The organism is Ancylothrix sp. D3o (assembly GCF_025370775.1).
Lineage (GTDB): Bacteria > Cyanobacteriota > Cyanobacteriia > Cyanobacteriales > Oscillatoriaceae > Ancylothrix.
The window spans coordinates 1-15,633 of sequence record NZ_JAMXEX010000012.1 but is presented as its reverse complement, the minus strand read 5'-3'; the positions used below and the strand labels follow the sequence as shown (position 1 = coordinate 15,633).

General features: G+C 45.2%; 12 protein-coding genes. 3 read left to right on the top strand and 9 right to left on the bottom strand.

What is annotated here, in order from left to right; translation table 11 throughout:
* Nucleotides 1–16 precede the first annotated feature (16 nt).
* Nucleotides 17–3,340: an Eco57I restriction-modification methylase domain-containing protein gene (locus NG798_RS18640; protein ID WP_261225209.1), complete on the bottom strand. Its 3,324-nt coding sequence runs from the start codon at nt 3,338–3,340 to the stop codon at nt 17–19.
* A 148-nt stretch (nt 3,341–3,488) separates the two neighbouring features.
* Between NG798_RS18640 and NG798_RS18635 the strand changes: the two genes are divergently transcribed.
* The gene (locus NG798_RS18635) at nt 3,489–3,857 is read left to right on the top strand and encodes a hypothetical protein (RefSeq protein ID WP_261225208.1); all 369 of its coding nucleotides are present in this window, start codon (nt 3,489–3,491) and stop codon (nt 3,855–3,857) included.
* A 408-nt stretch (nt 3,858–4,265) separates the two neighbouring features.
* Complete coding sequence (locus tag NG798_RS18630; RefSeq protein WP_261225207.1) at nt 4,266–5,213, top strand: RodZ family helix-turn-helix domain-containing protein; 948 nt, start codon at nt 4,266–4,268, stop codon at nt 5,211–5,213.
* A 92-nt stretch (nt 5,214–5,305) separates the two neighbouring features.
* Here the strand turns inward: NG798_RS18630 and proB are convergent, their stop codons facing one another.
* The 7 genes from proB to NG798_RS18595 all read right to left on the bottom strand — a co-directional run bounded on the left by proB (nt 5,306) and on the right by NG798_RS18595 (nt 12,794).
* Entirely contained in the window at nt 5,306–6,421 is a 1,116-nt protein-coding gene (gene proB / locus NG798_RS18625) for a glutamate 5-kinase (RefSeq protein ID WP_261225206.1), read from the bottom strand.
* 288 nt (nt 6,422–6,709) lie between these two features.
* Nucleotides 6,710–7,225, bottom strand: coding sequence for a YqeG family HAD IIIA-type phosphatase (locus NG798_RS18620; RefSeq protein ID WP_261225205.1), 516 nt, complete (start codon nt 7,223–7,225; stop codon nt 6,710–6,712).
* Nucleotides 7,226–7,247: 22 nt separating this feature from the next.
* Nucleotides 7,248–8,312: an endolytic transglycosylase MltG gene (gene mltG, locus NG798_RS18615; protein WP_261225204.1), complete on the bottom strand. Its 1,065-nt coding sequence runs from the start codon at nt 8,310–8,312 to the stop codon at nt 7,248–7,250.
* A gap of 322 nt (nt 8,313–8,634) precedes the next feature.
* A complete protein-coding gene (locus NG798_RS18610; protein WP_261225203.1) occupies nt 8,635–9,234 on the bottom strand; it encodes a DUF3727 domain-containing protein in 600 nt (199 codons plus the stop codon).
* Between the two features lie 61 nt (nt 9,235–9,295).
* Nucleotides 9,296–9,742: a Holliday junction resolvase RuvX gene (ruvX, locus tag NG798_RS18605; RefSeq protein ID WP_261225202.1), complete on the bottom strand. Its 447-nt coding sequence runs from the start codon at nt 9,740–9,742 to the stop codon at nt 9,296–9,298.
* A 365-nt stretch (nt 9,743–10,107) separates the two neighbouring features.
* Nucleotides 10,108–11,361, bottom strand: a complete 1,254-nt coding sequence (locus NG798_RS18600) for a GNAT family N-acetyltransferase (RefSeq protein ID WP_261225201.1) — start codon at nt 11,359–11,361, stop codon at nt 10,108–10,110.
* A 254-nt stretch (nt 11,362–11,615) separates the two neighbouring features.
* A complete protein-coding gene (locus NG798_RS18595; protein ID WP_261225200.1) occupies nt 11,616–12,794 on the bottom strand; it encodes a coenzyme F420-0:L-glutamate ligase in 1,179 nt (392 codons plus the stop codon).
* 368 nt (nt 12,795–13,162) lie between these two features.
* Here NG798_RS18595 and cruF point away from each other — a divergent pair, with 368 nt between their 5' ends.
* On the top strand, nt 13,163–14,092 hold the full coding sequence (cruF, locus tag NG798_RS18590; protein WP_261225199.1) for a gamma-carotene 1'-hydroxylase CruF: 930 nt from the start codon (nt 13,163–13,165) through the stop codon (nt 14,090–14,092).
* A 277-nt stretch (nt 14,093–14,369) separates the two neighbouring features.
* On the opposite strand, the gene NG798_RS18585 is transcribed toward cruF, so the two are convergent.
* On the bottom strand, nt 14,370–15,521 hold the full coding sequence (locus NG798_RS18585; protein ID WP_261225198.1) for an integrin alpha: 1,152 nt from the start codon (nt 15,519–15,521) through the stop codon (nt 14,370–14,372).
* Nucleotides 15,522–15,633: the final 112 nt, after the last annotated feature.

Here is a 15,633-nt window from a genome sequence, read left to right as displayed (position 1 = left end):
AACTTCTCTTCAAACATCATCTAATCACCGGCATTCTCGGAGGCGCTGTTTTCCACATCAAGTTTATTTCTTCTGGGGTTAACTCATAAGCTTGGTTAACTAAATCTGAGAGTTGCTTTTCTAATTTCAACGCTTCAGCTTTTCGAGACGATATAGCCGGTGCATACTCATTATAAACCTCTCTCACTGCTTTTAATCCCGCCGGACTTAAACTTGTGTTTCCTTTGGGTTTTCGCTTTTTAATTTCCGCAATAAATTCGTCAGCCTCCAAACTCGCAAAATCTTCTAATTTTTGTCCAGGTTTCTCGATATTTTGTTCAATTTGCAGCCAGTCTAAGACCTCTCGATACGCTTGTTGATTAATTTTGGTGATTTCAATTAACCGCGTCACTTTTGGTTCAATTTCAGCGCGAATTTCATCTGTAGGAATTGCGATGGGAAAATCAACCATCAAATCACCACGCGGAGTCACAGCATCGCCTATCATCTTAGGAAATAATCGATGTGCTATCCACCACCCTATCGGTGAATTAAGACAAGCACAAACATACAAATCAGCTTTGGGTAAAAGAAAAACTTTGTTGTTTAGAAAGTGACTATTTATATCTATGGCATAACTAGGAAAAGTGTTAATTTCTTGATAAATAATTTTAGGCTGTTCAAACATTCGCCAATAGTCAACAGCATCCTGCATTTCATACCACCTATAGCTGCCCGATTTTCTGCCTTTCCATTCACCATTTTTAATAATATCCCAATCTTTGGGACGAGGTTCTAAATTTTTCCGATACTGGTTTAAATATTGTTTCACACTAGGATAAGCGTCTATATCAATCCCACGACGGGTAAAAATTAACCACAGATTTTGCCATTCACAATGCCAGCGTTTAATATCTTGTCCCCGCAGAAAAGGCTTAATAATTTCCGCACATTTCGTATCTGCCTGAATCAAACGATTTTTTGTAGCTTCATCAATATAAAACGCATCATTTAAGCCGGTTAAAATTCCGCGATAAGGCTTAACGCCGGCAAAATCTTTCAGCGGAATTCCCACACGCTTAATTTTCTGCATTAACTCATCAACTTCTGCCGGTTCCAAACTCCAAGCATCCGCCGTAAAACGCGACTGCGAAATCTTATAACTTTTTTCTTCCACATATTGACTCAAGTTAATATCTGCCAAACATTCACGCGGAACCGCACAAACAATCACCTTATTTTCTGCTACATTCTCTGAAAAATCTGGCTTCCTCAGCGCAAGAATACAAGGAAAAGTATCCGCATCTTCAAAAATGGGCGCGTGTCCAAAATCGATAATTTTTTCTATAATTCCCTCCTTGACAAAAAACCGGCGTAATGCTTCCCCATACCCGGCGCGCAGCCATTTATTCGTCACAATATAAGACAGCAAACCGCCTTTTTTAAGCAGCTTCAAACCTTTTTCATAAAAATAGGTATATAAATCTGCAACCCCATCGTAAGATTCATAATTTGCCTGCAAATAAGGCTTAATTGGCGATAACAACTCCTGTCGCACATAAGGAGGATTTCCAATCACCACATCAAACCCCCCATCTGCAAAAACTTCAGCAAATTCTTTTTCCCAATTAAACGCTTTTTCGGCAAAACGCGAATCCCCAACTATGGAATTTCCTACCTTAATATTTTCATCCAAATAAGTTAAAGGTTTTCCCATTTCTGCCGTTTTCAACCACAGCGAAAGTTTCGTAATCTCCACTGACTCCGCCGACAAATCTACCCCGTATAAGTTATTATTTAAAATGCTCGTATTTAAATCAAACAAACTCCGCTGTCCGGGGGTATTTTCCAACGCCGCCAAAGCTAAATTTACCCGTTCATATTCCTGCAACAAATAATCAAAAGCCGCCATTAAAAATGCACCGGAACCGCAAGCGGGGTCAAGCACTCGTGTGTTTTTCAAAACTTCATCGCGGTAAGTTTCCCAAAACTTAATTTCTGCTTCTTTTCGCTTTTTTGTTGCTTTTTCTGGGATGTTTTCTAACTCAAATTTATCGTGCAGTTCCTTTTCTCGTCTTTTCAAATATCCACCAAGTGCAACTTCTACAATATATTGCGTTACCCAAGCAGGAGTATAAAAGACTCCTTGGCTTTTTCTTTTGCCTTTCTTTTTATCAAATTGGGTGCCGGTGGTTTCTGCTTTTAGTTCTTCTAAATCAGTTACAGACTGCTCAAAAATTCGCCCTAAAATATCAACAGAAACCTCTGTATCAAAATCAAATCTGCTTAATTGTTTCAGTTGGCTGCAAAGCAAATCTGTAACAAAAAGTTGCTCATCTAAAACTGTATCAAGTTTAAACAAACCACCATTATAACCAGCAATTGGTGGGTCATCATTTCCCTGATCTACCCAGCGAAAAATTGCTTTATAATTTTCCCAAATTGGCCGAGGGTTATAGGGATCTTTATGATCATGCGCTTTAGCAATCGTTCTTTCTGGCAATAAACCTCTATCTTCACAAAAAGCAATGAATAAAATCCGGTCGAGGGTTTTTTGTGCTTTTTCGATTAAAACTGCATCTTGATTTATGATGTTTTTTGCACCTTGAAATTGAAAATGCTTTACCAAATTAAACCGCACTTCTTTATATTCGGCATAAAGTTTTTTGGTGATTTCTTCCTGCGCCTCATTTGATTTTGCCAGCAGTTCATCTATAACTGATAAAGCTTGAGGACTTTTGGCTAAAAAATTCTGCCGGCAAAGCAAAAAATAAAACCTCTTAAACCCATCTAAATCTTTCAAATCTCTTAGGAAAAACTGTTCATAATAAACTTTGCTCTTCGTTGTTTGATATAACCGCAATTCCCGATAATTTGAGACAATAATCCACCGGCAATCAGGCGTACAATTTGCATAACCCCATCCCTGATCAACCGCAGAGTCTTTACGTCCGGGTGCGGGCCGGTCGAGGTCATTTTTAGCAGCTTTTAACTCAATGGGTGCAACAATTTTACCCGACAATTTCACCTTTCCCTTACTCTTCTCAATTGCCGTAAAAAAACCCAAAGCACCATCAGCTATCCCCCCACTCGCCGAGATAGTTTGTTCCGCGTAAATTTCCCAAATTTTCCCCTCTCCTTGAATAACAGAACGATACCCCAAAACCTCTTTAAAAATATCGTTAAGAAAACTTCCATGCAAAGACACTTCTTTAATTTCATCCAAAGTGCCATTTTCCAAAGCCGCGATCCACTGGAGAATTTTTGTGTGGCGCATTTCCAGATCCGGCGGAAAACTAAACCCCCCCAGCGCAATATTGAAAGTTTTGCGGTGAAAAAGAGCATTACTTGGAGCAGACATTATCGGCGTCCCTGTGTCAATATAGAAAATACTTATCTATGTTGACACAAAAACCTCCCCTAGTGGCGAACTAAAAACCCACATCCCACCCTAAACCCATCCGCGTTTATCTGCGTTTATCTGCGGTTAAAATAACAAAAAACCAACCATGCTAAAACCAACCCTAACCACCTTAACAACAGCCCTAATTTTACTAACAGCAATTCCCGTAAAAGCCGGCAACTTTGAAACTCAACTCCAACAAAAATTAACCCCCGAAGAAGCCCAAATTCACAAACAAATGGGCAACGCCAAAGCAAATCAAATTGCCCGCGATGCTTGCACAGCTTTTGATAGCGGTTCCACAGTTACCGAATTTGCTACCAAAATTGTCCTGGCAATGATATCAGAAGGCGGAACTCAAGAACAAATGGTAGCCAAAGCCTCCTACTCAGGCAAAGTTATCGCTGTTGGAGTAGCCAATTTCTGCCCGAAACATCTGCAAAAATTACAAGAAACTCAAGTCCCTACTTTATAGCTTGATTTTCTGCTTTTAATGCAATGCTAGATAGAACGCCTGCTACACAATTAAATACAGATGCTTAATGATGTTTTTGTTTGAATTTTAATACTTGGATAACATCTCTAGCCTTGATTTTTTAGGTGTTGGCAGGCATCTCGCCTGTAAAGGGCCAAAGCTAAATCATTAAAAGCCTAAACTGTGTTTGGTTTTGCTAAGGCTTTTTGATGGCAAAATAACTTAAAATCGTCCTGATTGGCAAACTTTTTCTATGAAAAGTTACTAGGCAAACCGGCAGTATCTTCTTAACTATTAATCCCAGCGAAACTCTCCGCCCGCTTACCTAAAAGCAGGCTAAATTTTTTATACCCAGCAATTGTTATCAAAAGATACTGTTTTATACGACTCACGGAGAAAAAACCCATCATGTTACCGAAACTGGCCGCTGATGATAACCAAAACGGCCAACCGCCAAAAGAATCGTCTCAAGAGATACTGAGAAACTTACTAGGGCAAATTGAAGGGGAATTGTATCGAAGTGAAGTTTACCATCGCGCCATCACAACGCTACAACCGCAAAACCCCCAAAACGGCCAAACCAGCCAAGCGATTCTCAAAGCACTCACCAGAGAAGCTATCGGAATTGCCCTAAAAACACTTATACAACATCGCGCCACCTCCGGCACCCAACAATCACTAAACCCCACACCGGCACCCCAACAACCCCCTACCTCTGGTTTTAAACCCTTTTTCTTTGGTAGTAGCAACTCCCAAGCCTGGAAACTCAACTCTAAACAAGTGGCTGACGAAAACTGCGCTATTGCCCGGACTGAACGCCTGCGGCAAATTGGCCAAGAATTGCGAACCCGCCGCCAAGCCAAATTTCTCTCGCTGCAACAACTACACTGGCATACCCTTGTCCCCCTCCCTCACCTGGAATCCCTCGAAAACGGCCAAATTGAACGTCTGCCAGAAGATATCTATGTGCGAGGTTTTGTTCGCCGGCTCGGTGATGCTTTGGGACTAAACGGCACTCAACTCGCCGCCTCCATTCCTACCCCCGACTCTGCAAAATCTGTTGTCCCTTCTTGGCAGCAAGCTGAACCAAGCACAGGTTTTAATCTGCGGACAGGACATTTATATGTTGGCTATGCTGCTTTGATGGCCGGTGCAGTAAGCGGTCTGTCTTTGTTATCTAACAATTCAAACTCCCAAACACCACCACAACCAGACTCCGCAGATAAGTCTCTCAAACCTTTTTCGCAATCAAGCCACCGAGAACTGCCAATTAAAAAACCAGGGTTAAATTCTGGTAGCACCGGCCTCGCTTCTGCTGAAATTGCACCCCCAGAAATTGTTATGCTCAATCGTTAATAGTCATTTGTCCTTTGTCCTTTGTCATTGGTTATTAAGAAAAATTGGGTATTTTTTTATAACAAAAAAGACAGAGGACAAATGACAAAAAACTAATTACTCAACACTAAATTATCCCGGTGGACAACAGTTTCGGCACCGGCATAACCCAAAATCACAGGAATTTCTTGGCTACGACAGCCGCGAATTTTTTGTAATTCCTCGCTGGTATAGTTCACCAACCCTCTCGCCATTTCCCGACCGGCCTCATCGCACAGCACCACCGCATCTGAGGTATTAAATTCTCCTTCTACTGTTTTAATCCCCGCCGCCAGCAAAGATTTGCCCTGGTTAGAAATCGCCCTCACAGCCCCTTCATCCAGATAAAGTTTGCCGGAGGGAATTAAACCATGCGCGATCCAGCGTTTGCGGGCGCGATCTGCCAACAGAGAAGGCTCAAATTGAGTGCCTATTGATTCTCCTTGTAAGATTTTTTCGACGTTACGCGGTGTTGCGCCGTTTGTAATCACCGTTCGCACACCGGCGCCGGTGGCAATGCGAGCAGCTTCTATTTTGGTGGCCATTCCCCCGGTTCCCCAAGCTGTACCACTTCCGCCGGTTTGGACGCTTAGTTTTTCCAGTTCATCTAAACTTTGGACGAGGGGAATAGGCTTAGCATCTGGGTTGCTGCGCGGATCAGCAGAATAAAGCCGGTCTACATCCGTGAGCAAAAATAGCCAATCGGCCTCGATCAAGCTGGCTACCTGGGCTGAAAGAGTGTCGTTATCGCCAAATTTTAATTCTTCTACGGCTACGGTGTCGTTTTCATTAACCACCGGCACCACTCCCAACCTCAGCAATTCTTGAAAAGTGTTATAGGCGTTTAAATAACGGCTGCGTTGTACTAAGTCTGTCCGAGTCAGCAGCACTTGCGCTACCGGCTGGCCTAATGTTGTAAATAAGTCATCATACACACGCATTAACCGGCCCTGTCCAACGGCGGCGACGGCTTGTTTAAGGGCCATGCTGCGGGGTCTGGTTTTCATTCCCAGTCTTGCACACCCCACCCCAACGGCGCCGGAGGAAACTAAAACCACGCGATAGCCTTGTTGTTTTAAGCTGATGATCGTTTCGACAAGGCTGGCAATGGTAGAAAGGGCTAAGTTGCCGGTGGCCGGTTGGGTAAGCGTCGATGTGCCTATTTTAATAACGATTGTTTGATTGGTCATTTGTCAAAAGTCATTGGTCATTGGTCAGTAGAGACTTTCGCAGCAGTTCGTCTGTACTTTGTCTGAACTCTGGCCGAAAAAACTGTCAAAACCAAAGCGCCAGTCTCCCGTCTTGGAAGGCTGGCGCTTTGGATATTATATAGTGCTTTTTTATGGTTAGGGTCTTTATATCGGCTGACCCCATTTGAACTATCTTTATCATGCCAGCAATATTTCAAAGTGGTTTATTTCATAATGTTTTCTTTATATTTCGGTTTGTGTCGATCCCTAACGTTTTGTTTCGTTTTGTTACGGAGTTAGCGTGGCTCCGAGTTTTTGAGAAAACCAGACTTCAAAAGTTCGCCAGCGGTAACGGCGCATCGCATCGTTGGGGTCTATCATCGGTTCAACAAGGATGGTGAACATCCCCAAACGGTTGCCGGCCAAAACGTCGGTAAAGAGCCGGTCGCCTACCATTGCCACTTGTTCCACCGGCAAATTCATTTTGTCTACGGCTTGTCGGAGTTTGCGCCGCGAGGGTTTGGCGGCGCCTAAAATGTAGGGAACGTTAAGCGAATGAGCGATGCTGCTGATCCGGCTGGCGCTGAGGTTGTTGCTGAGTAGCCACAGGGAAACAGAAGGCCGGACAAGCTCGACCCATTGCCGCAGTTCGTCGGAAGCTTCGCGGACTTTGAGGGGAACGAGGGTTTCATCAACATCGAGGACGAGTCCTTTAAGTTGATGTTGTTGTAAAACTTCCGGTGTGAGCCTCAAGATTGAGTCTCCTAATACTAAGTCTGGTTGTAAGAGTTTGCCCCAAGACATTTTTTTTTTACTTCGTTAATGGTTAATTGGTGCGTTTTGCATCACGCTCGTCTCGAATTTTACCAACTGCTGCCTCATGTTCGGCTAGGGTACGGCTGAAAATGTGGGAGCCGTCATAGCGAGCCATGAAATAAAGATAATCTGTTTTTTCAGGAGAAAGGGTGGCTTTTAAGCTTTCTATCCCTGGGCTGGCAATGGGGGTGGGCGGCAGGCCGGTGTTGATATAGGTGTTGTAGGGGTTGGGGATGCTGACTTGTTTTAATGTTAAGGGTTTATCCGGGGTTTGAGTCACTCCTAAACCATATTCTACGGTGGGGTCTGCTCCCAAGGTCATGCCTATTTCTAGTCTCTTGCTGAATACTCCAGCTATGATGCCGCGTTCTGTGGATATGACTGCTTCTTTTTCGACAATAGAAGCCAGTGTTACCCATTCTTTGAGGTTGAGTTTGGTTTTGTCTTTGTTTTGTTGGTAAACCGGCAAGGCTATTTGTTCAAACTGGCGCAACATTTGGTTAATGATCGCTTGGGGGGTGAGGCTGTCACCGGCAATTTTATAGGTGTCTGGATATAAATAGCCTTCGAGGTGGGGTAAGCCGGTGGGAAGCCAAGGAAACTCAGCTTGCGGGATCTCACTGGCGGCTTTGATAAAGTCTTCTGCTTTGAAAAAGCCTTGCTGTTCAAAGTAGGCGGCCATTTTTTTGATCGACCAGCCTTCGGGGATGGTGTAACTCAGTTTGACGACATCACCGGCCCATATTTTGGCTGCCAGTTCTTGCATCGGTTCGGCTGGTGAAAGTTGGTAGGTGCCGGCTTTGAAGCCGCCGCTGGGATCTTGCCGGCCTAGCCACCGGCTCCACAGTTTCCAAGCTTCAGCAGAACGGATCAGTCCTTGGGCTTCTAATTTTTCGCCTATTTCTCCGGCGGCGGTACCTGGTTGAATTTCAAGTAAGACGGGTTTGGGTTTTGTTGTCGCGGCTGCTACGGGTTGTTGTACTTCATTCCACCATGACCAACTTTGCCAACCGGCAATTCCTACTGCTGCGGGTACGCCCAAAAAAAACAACCACTTTAATATGCCTTTAGCCATTTTTATTGAAACAACTGTGTTGATATTTTTGGTTATATTTCGCGGTCAATATCAGTCTTTGAGCTATTTGTTTTGTCGTTTAAGACAACGCTCGTTTTTTTGTCTTTTTTAGAGTGTTAAAACTTTGTTTGTTAAAGATTTTGCATCCTACCTAAATAGTGTTCTTGCTTGCTTGGCTTTTTAGTAAAGTTTTTGGCAAAGCCTTATTTTTCAAGGGCTTTAAATCTTGTTTTTTAAATGCCATTGTTTTTTTAGAGTTTAGATTATCTTCTGAAAACCCGTAGATTTTACGGGTTTCTTTTAATCTCTAAACTCTAAACTTTTATTCGCCGTCTAATTCTTCAAAAAGACGGTCTTCGATCATGCCTTCAATGGCCGGTAACATGGGTTCAATTTCTTTGAATTCTTCTTGAGAGAGAAGTTCAGGTTCACCGGCTGCATTAACCCGAGCCAAGACAAAGAAAGGATCAAGAGGACTGTAGATGCCGTATTCTTGTTCTTCGTTATAGAAGCTGGCGATCCACTGAAGTTCCTCATATTCGCCTTCAGGGGCTCCATCGCTGTCGTTCTCTTCGTTTTCGGGTGTCCATTCGGGTAAGTCGCCTTCGACGGTGAGGACAACGGCGGTGCGTTTGAGGGTGAGGTTTTGTTCTTCGAGGACGGCTTTGGCAATGGGAAATAGCTTATCGATTTCGGCTTCGTCTTCGACAGGATGGGCTTCGTCGTCGTCTTGATCTTCGCCAACCCAAGAAAAAATTTCTACCGGTGTGTCTATGGGCATTAGTAGCAGATATTCTTGCCCGTCTAGGTCAAAAGAATGCTCAACGGAACACTGGAGGGTCTGCCCCATTTCATCCATAACAGTGACGGTTTCATCAGAGGGCGGTCGTCCGTTTTCTCTTGGGGGTTGGGATGAGAACATAGATAATGAAAGTCCAAATCAGGAAGAGTTGCGGTTGTGGTCAATCGCACTCACCAGAATATCACGGCGGGGAGATATTCCGCCTAACGCTATTTGTGTCGAGCCATCGCTGCAAAATCAGAGCGGCTGCTTTGCGGTCGATGAGTGCTTTGTTGCGGGAGGGTGAGCGTTTTTGAGAGACGATTATTTCTTCTGCTTGAACAGAACTGAGACGCTCATCGACATATTCAATCGGCAAATTTAGGGCTTCGGCGACGGCTTCGGCAAATTTTTGGATAGATTTTGCTTGGAAACCGAGCGATCCATCCATTGAGTAGGGAAGACCAACGACGAGAATTTGAACTTCGCGTTCTTTGACCCAATATTGCAATTCTGCAACGACTTGTTCAAAGGATTTGCGTTCTATGGTGGTGAGGCCGGTGGCGAAGAGTCCTAAACCATCACAACCGGCAACTCCGATGCGTTTATTGCCAATATCCAGGGCCAAGGCAGAAATTTTTGAGACCATCTTTTTTTCTCTCTGATTGTCATTAGTCATTTGTCCATAGTCTAATGACTGCTTGACTCTTGACTCTTGACAAATGACTATCTGGGGGATTCTCTCTCCTAGGAGAAAGGCAAAGGCTTTACAGACCTATTTCTTCAGCAACATTCAAGACCTTTGCCTCTGCTTTTTGCCTAAAAAACCCGGTTTTTAAAGTCTGATACCAAATCCGCTTTAAAAAGGTAACTTCTCTGTGGAGCGGGCATCCTGTCCGCTATGAGCAGGCAAGATGCCTGCTCCACTTTAAAAATCTGAATGCCTAAGTCCTGTTTAACTACCGGCCACTCTGACCTCTGCTTTGAGTCCCGCAAAGAAATCAAAGTCCATTTTTAAGCATTAGGCGGAGGGTTATCGGTGTCGGGGAGGGGGTTATTGGTTTCGACCGTTAGGGAGGTTCTGGGAGTGTTTGGGGGATCGGGGGTTGCGGTGGCGAGGGGATTGATTTCTCCTGTGGAGGGGGTAGGGGTTCCGCTGAGCCAAGAAAGCCGACTGGGAACCGGTTTACGGGCGGCTCCTAAACCTTGGAGGACTTCGGTTAGCTGCAAGGCTTCAAGGGGGCTGAGTCGAGTTTCTCGCAGTTTGTGCCAGACGGAACGCGACATTAATAGAGTGTGATAGATGCGTTTTGCGCCGATTTGTTCGAGGTATTGTTCTCTTTCTGGCTGGTAGTCACAGGAGGCGAGTTCTAGGGATTGGGGGGGTAAGTCGCCGACTATCCGGGCCATTTGAGATAGCAATTCTGGGTAAAGCCAGGTATAAGCGGGGTGCACGGTTAATTGGGCGCTGTGGGGTTGGGTGCCTTTACGAGAAAGGCTGAGTTGGAAATAGCCGATAGCTGCTTTGCGCTGCGGTTCAAAAACGTAGGCGCTGACGGTTTCGGTTTGGGTGAGCCATTGTTTGATGCTTTCGAGCAGGGCGCTGACGATGTTGGTTTGGAAGTCTTGAATGTGCCGGTCAAAGACTTGCCGGACAACCGGTGGCATGGCGGCGGTGTCGAGTTGACAGAGCAGTTGGGCGTCGGCGTTGCTGACCGGCAATAAGTTGGGTAAGTCGGTTTCACGTTCTGCCAGTTCACGGATCGTTTCTGGGTTGATTTCCCAGTAGGTTGTGTGGGCAAGCGGTTGAAAGCCGTTTTGCCGGTATAATGCCATGCCGTCTTTATCGTTGACGTTGACTTCGAGTAGCCAAGTGCGAGCCTCCCAGATCGCTTCCATACAGTGCCGCAGCAATACTGAACCGATGCCGTTTTTAGATACGGTAGGGTCTACCCAAACGCGATCTACCCGCCATGTACTCCGGGTGCGGTTAAAGGGGGATATTTGGATGTTGCCTCGCAGTTGTCCTTCTTGTTCGGCTATATAGGAGCAAAATAGGTGCTGGTAGGGGTTGGGAAAGAGGCTGAGGAGTTTGATCAAGCCATACCAGCGCCGGACTTGACCGACAAGTTTGCTGTTTTGCTCGAAGTCGTTTGTGTTTTGGTCGTCTTCTGCCGAGGTTAGGCGTTTTTCGAGAATTTCGAGATCCCGATAGGCAACGGGGCGGACGACTGTGTTGGGTGTTTGGGAGGTCGCAACAGAATTCATTTGTTTTGCGGCGATAAACCTATTTACTGTTTTAGTGTTTTCGCCACCCTCCGTAAATGGTTGTTGGTTGGATGGTTGGGTTTTTTTGGTCTGGGCCGGTTATACGGCTCAAATGTCCTTTGTCATTAGTCATTGGTCAAAAGTCAAATTTTCTTTGTGTTCCCCCCTTTTTTAGGGGGGGATCTCAAATGTCATTTGTCCATAGTTGTTTGTGAAATGGCTAATGACCGTTGACTAATGACTCTTTGGCTGTTTTAATTGCCTGTTTTAGGGCGGATCAAAACAACGGGGGTTTGTTCGTCGGCGTTTCCGGCGGGGTTGTTGAGCAGGGCTTGCTCTAACAATGCCTGAGATACATCGGTGGTCGCTGCCAATATCTTAACTGCTTTTAAGTCGTTCACGTCTACAATGGCGGCACCTAATCCGGTTTCTCTTTTAATTTGCTCAACGACTTCTTGGGGGTTGGCCGGCCCTAGGACGATAAATTGGTCATAGGGTGAGAGGGTGCCGGTAACATCGTCAATAAGTCTTGCTTGTTCCCCAGCTAATTGATAAAACACCCCTGGTTTCCGCAAAATAGCTTTGGCAAGTGCCCCCACGACAAAGGCAAAGACAACGCGCACCGGCCCGACTATATTAACTAGAGTTTGCATCCCGCAAGCAGTCGCCAGGCTGGAAGTGGGCATAAAGTAATAACACAATCGCTTAGCGACAAAGCCTGGTTTAATTGTGGCTGGATCTATAAACCGGCCTTGCATAATTGCTATCGGGGATTCGGCAATAGTGACAATATCTCCTGGCTGTGCTTGGGGGCTGACATATTTTTTGACAATTTCTACCGGCTGATCTAGGTGAGTCAGCAAATGGGTTTTAATTGCCATCACATCGGCGACAGGGCTATTTCGCCACTTGCCGGTACCAACTTCTGGATATTGCAAGGGAAAAATAACGTGCTTGGTTTTGGGGATTCTTCCCTCTGGGCCGTAGGTTAGATAATTTACCTTTACCCAAGCTGTTTGTAGTTGACTGAGATCATCGCCTTCTATATCTATAGCGATTTTCATGCGGGTGGTTTTGCCAACTTTGACGATATAGCCAAACCAGTAACCGTCGTTGCGGGCCGGTGCGTCTTTGTGGAGGGGAGTAATTTGAGTTTTGCTCGTGATGCCCTCTAAACTGCCCTTGGACAGCAGTTTCACGTCGGCGCTGACATCCGGCAACATGATTTCTAAGCTGTCTGTTTTATTTTGAAATTCCATCTCCCCCACCACTGATAAACGGTTGGGAGAGATTTTTTCCATTTGCCAGCTACCGGCATCCAGTTCTAACTTATTCCCCGGACGGCGGCGGAATTGTAACTCAATGGCTGCACCGGCAGCCCCTAACACTAATGCGGCTACTCCTAAACCAATTCCTAAACTTGCAATTGCCACGACTTTCTCTCACTACTCCAAATCTTGCAGGTTATTCGCGCTTGCTCCAATCTTACCGGGACACATGATTTTTGCAGTTTTTCTTTTTGTTGGGGGTTTTACTGCTGCTTTAAGGCGGAAAATAACCTTAGCTTGTAGGGGAGGTGGGAGTTACAAGTATTTTTCCTTAGTTGGGGCGTCTGCTTTAGCAAACCTGTCTTTAAAACCATTTTAAATAAAAAAAACTTATATGGGGCCACGAAAACCGCCGGAATAGCTGAATTTAGGTGAGATTCCCTAATTCTGAGGATAGATTTTTGTTAAACATTTGTAAACTGTTAAGAAGCGCTTTACAAGGTTGATATTTTTTAAGGATTTTGAGGGGTTCGATGAAGCTACTAATGACTACGGAACGCTACAGCCTGCTAGGTCATATCCTGGCGATGGCTTTTGGATTGGCTGGATTGTTGGTGGTTTTACCCCATCCCGAACTAATTGTTAGTTTATCGGCTGTGGGCCAGAAGATTTTTCAGTGGAGCATGGCCGGTGGGGGAGTGGTATATATCATCTTAGGGGCTGTCGCGGTGGCCCTTTATGCCTATCGACAACTGGGTTTATATCGCTGGTTAGCTTTTATGCTGCCTTCTGTAGTGCTGTCTTTAAGCAGCGAATTACTGGGAACTAGCACCGGCTTTCCGTTTGGCGCTTACCATTACCTAAGCGGACTGGGCTACAAAATTGCCGGTTTGGTGCCGTTTACAATTCCTTTGTCTTGGTTTTACATGGGTTTTGTTTGCTATATCTTGGCTCGTGCCGGTTTGTCTCGGACTAATTTGCCGATGCTGGTTCAACAAGTCGCTGCTATTTCTTTTGGTGCGGTTCTGCTGACTGCTTGGGATTTAGTTCTCGATCCGGCTATGAGTCAAACGGCTTTTCCTTTTTGGCAGTTTCAAGAAGTTGGCGAATTTTTTGGAATGCCTTATCGTAATTTGTCGGGTTGGTTTGGCACCGGCGCTTTATTTATGACGGTGGCTGCTGTTTTGTGGGGCAATAAACCTATTGAATTATCTCGCTCTGCTCTCAATCTGCCGGTGGTAACTTATGTCGTAAATTTTGCCTTTGGTGCGATTATCACTGTCGGTGCTTTGGATGTCCGTTTCTGGATTCCTGTTTCTCTGAGTGTGCTGTTTGGGGTTGTGCCGGCTATTGTTGTCTGGTGGTTTGCGGGTGAAAGCACCGCTACTGCTGAATCTGAGCCGGTTGTAGAAACAACCCTGCCGACTGCTGCTAAATTGCCGGTGGAAGTTGTAGCCAAATAAGCTGTCTTGAGTGTGTGAGTTTTGGGATCTAAATCAAAACTCACCGCTTCTTTCGGTTATGTGCTTACAGGCCGGTTTGGTCTTTGCTGAAGAGGGCAACCAAAGCGGCCATCCTCTGGTTTTAAATTTAAGATAGTTCTTCCTTATCAATTTTAGCATATCACACCTGCCTGCTGATTGTCAAGCGATTTTTGGCAGAAATTAGGGTTTTTTTCGGTTTTTTGATTGGCAAAAACGCCGGTTTCTCTAAGAAACCGGGTTTCTGGGAGCGTAGATGTTACATGAGGGTAGGGACACCCACACCATTCTGGACTTTTACTTCCAAATTACCTTTGGTAAAAGTGACAAAATCATCGGCAACATTAAAAGTGAAACTACTCAAGAATGACTCCTCAAGCATATCCCCCATATTGCCTAAGATGGTTAAACGGTTGAAACCACCAGAAGCGCGAGTTTCTTCAACCAAATTCAGCAGTGCCCCATAACTTAAAGTTAGGGTGTTATTACCTGTGCCGGTGAGGTCGATAGTTTCAAAAGAGGCAATTTTGGGTTTCTCAGAAGTGGCGGTGAGGTCTAAATTCATGTCCCTTCCTGTTAACACCAAAGTATCATTGCCTAAACCACCATCCAAACGGCGGAAATTAGTATTTGATATCTCAATGCGGTCATTTCCTGCACCGCCATACATCAGGATATTAGTAAAGCCACCATCATTGAGAATATCATTGCCGGCTGCACCAACTAAAGCTTCACCATTGGCGGTGCCGGTGAGATTATCAACAGCATCGGTACCTAGTTGAGTAACAGCGCCGGTGAAGTCTCCACCAAAAATGACGTATGACTTGCCGACACCACCAGAAGCAAAGCGAGCACCAACAATTAAATCAGCCAAACCATCACCGTTGACATCGCCTGCACTGCTGACACTCCCGCCGCTATTGTCCGACGCCGCCTCGCCATTGATCACAAAACCACCACTACCGAGAGAACTCAAATTAATTGCATTAGTGTCTGTTTTGCCAAACACCACGTAGGACTTGCCGGCACCACCAGAAGCATTGCGAGCACCAACAATTAAATCAGCCAAACCATCACCGTTGACATCGCCTGCACTGCTGACTGATCTGCCGCTCTGGTCCGCCGCCGCCTCACCATTAATGATAAAACCACCAGTACCGAGAGAATTTAAATTAATTGCCGTAGTGTTTGTTTTGCCAAACACAACGTATGACTTGCCGGCATCATTACCAGAAGCAGTATCAGCATTGCGAGCACCAACAATTAAATCAGCCAAACCATCACCGTTGACATCGCCTGCACTGCTGACACTCCAGCCGCTCCCGTCCCCCGCCGCCTCACCATTGATGATAAAACCACCAGTCCCGAGAGAACTTAAATTAATTGCCGTAGTGTTTGTTTTGCCAAACACAACGTATGACTTGCCGGCATCATTACCAGAAGCAGTAAGCTGTTACGCACTTATAATGTATAATGAAAAAACAAATTTATGCAATTTATTAGGCCCGTCTATGCCAGCTAAA

Bases quoted from the DNA above. Each gene is read 5' to 3' on its own strand.
- NG798_RS18640 (WP_261225209.1), bottom strand. From the start codon at position 3,340: ATGTCTGCTCCAAGTAATGCTCTTTTTCACCGCAAAACTTTCAATATT.
- NG798_RS18635 (WP_261225208.1), top strand. From the start codon at position 3,489: ATGCTAAAACCAACCCTAACCACCTTAACAACAGCCCTAATTTTACTA.
- NG798_RS18630 (WP_261225207.1), top strand. From the start codon at position 4,266: ATGTTACCGAAACTGGCCGCTGATGATAACCAAAACGGCCAACCGCCA.
- proB (WP_261225206.1), bottom strand. From the start codon at position 6,421: ATGACCAATCAAACAATCGTTATTAAAATAGGCACATCGACGCTTACC.
- NG798_RS18620 (WP_261225205.1), bottom strand. From the start codon at position 7,225: ATGTCTTGGGGCAAACTCTTACAACCAGACTTAGTATTAGGAGACTCA.
- mltG (WP_261225204.1), bottom strand. From the start codon at position 8,312: ATGGCTAAAGGCATATTAAAGTGGTTGTTTTTTTTGGGCGTACCCGCA.
- NG798_RS18610 (WP_261225203.1), bottom strand. From the start codon at position 9,234: ATGTTCTCATCCCAACCCCCAAGAGAAAACGGACGACCGCCCTCTGAT.
- ruvX (WP_261225202.1), bottom strand. From the start codon at position 9,742: ATGGTCTCAAAAATTTCTGCCTTGGCCCTGGATATTGGCAATAAACGC.
- NG798_RS18600 (WP_261225201.1), bottom strand. From the start codon at position 11,361: ATGAATTCTGTTGCGACCTCCCAAACACCCAACACAGTCGTCCGCCCC.
- cruF (WP_261225199.1), top strand. From the start codon at position 13,163: ATGAAGCTACTAATGACTACGGAACGCTACAGCCTGCTAGGTCATATC.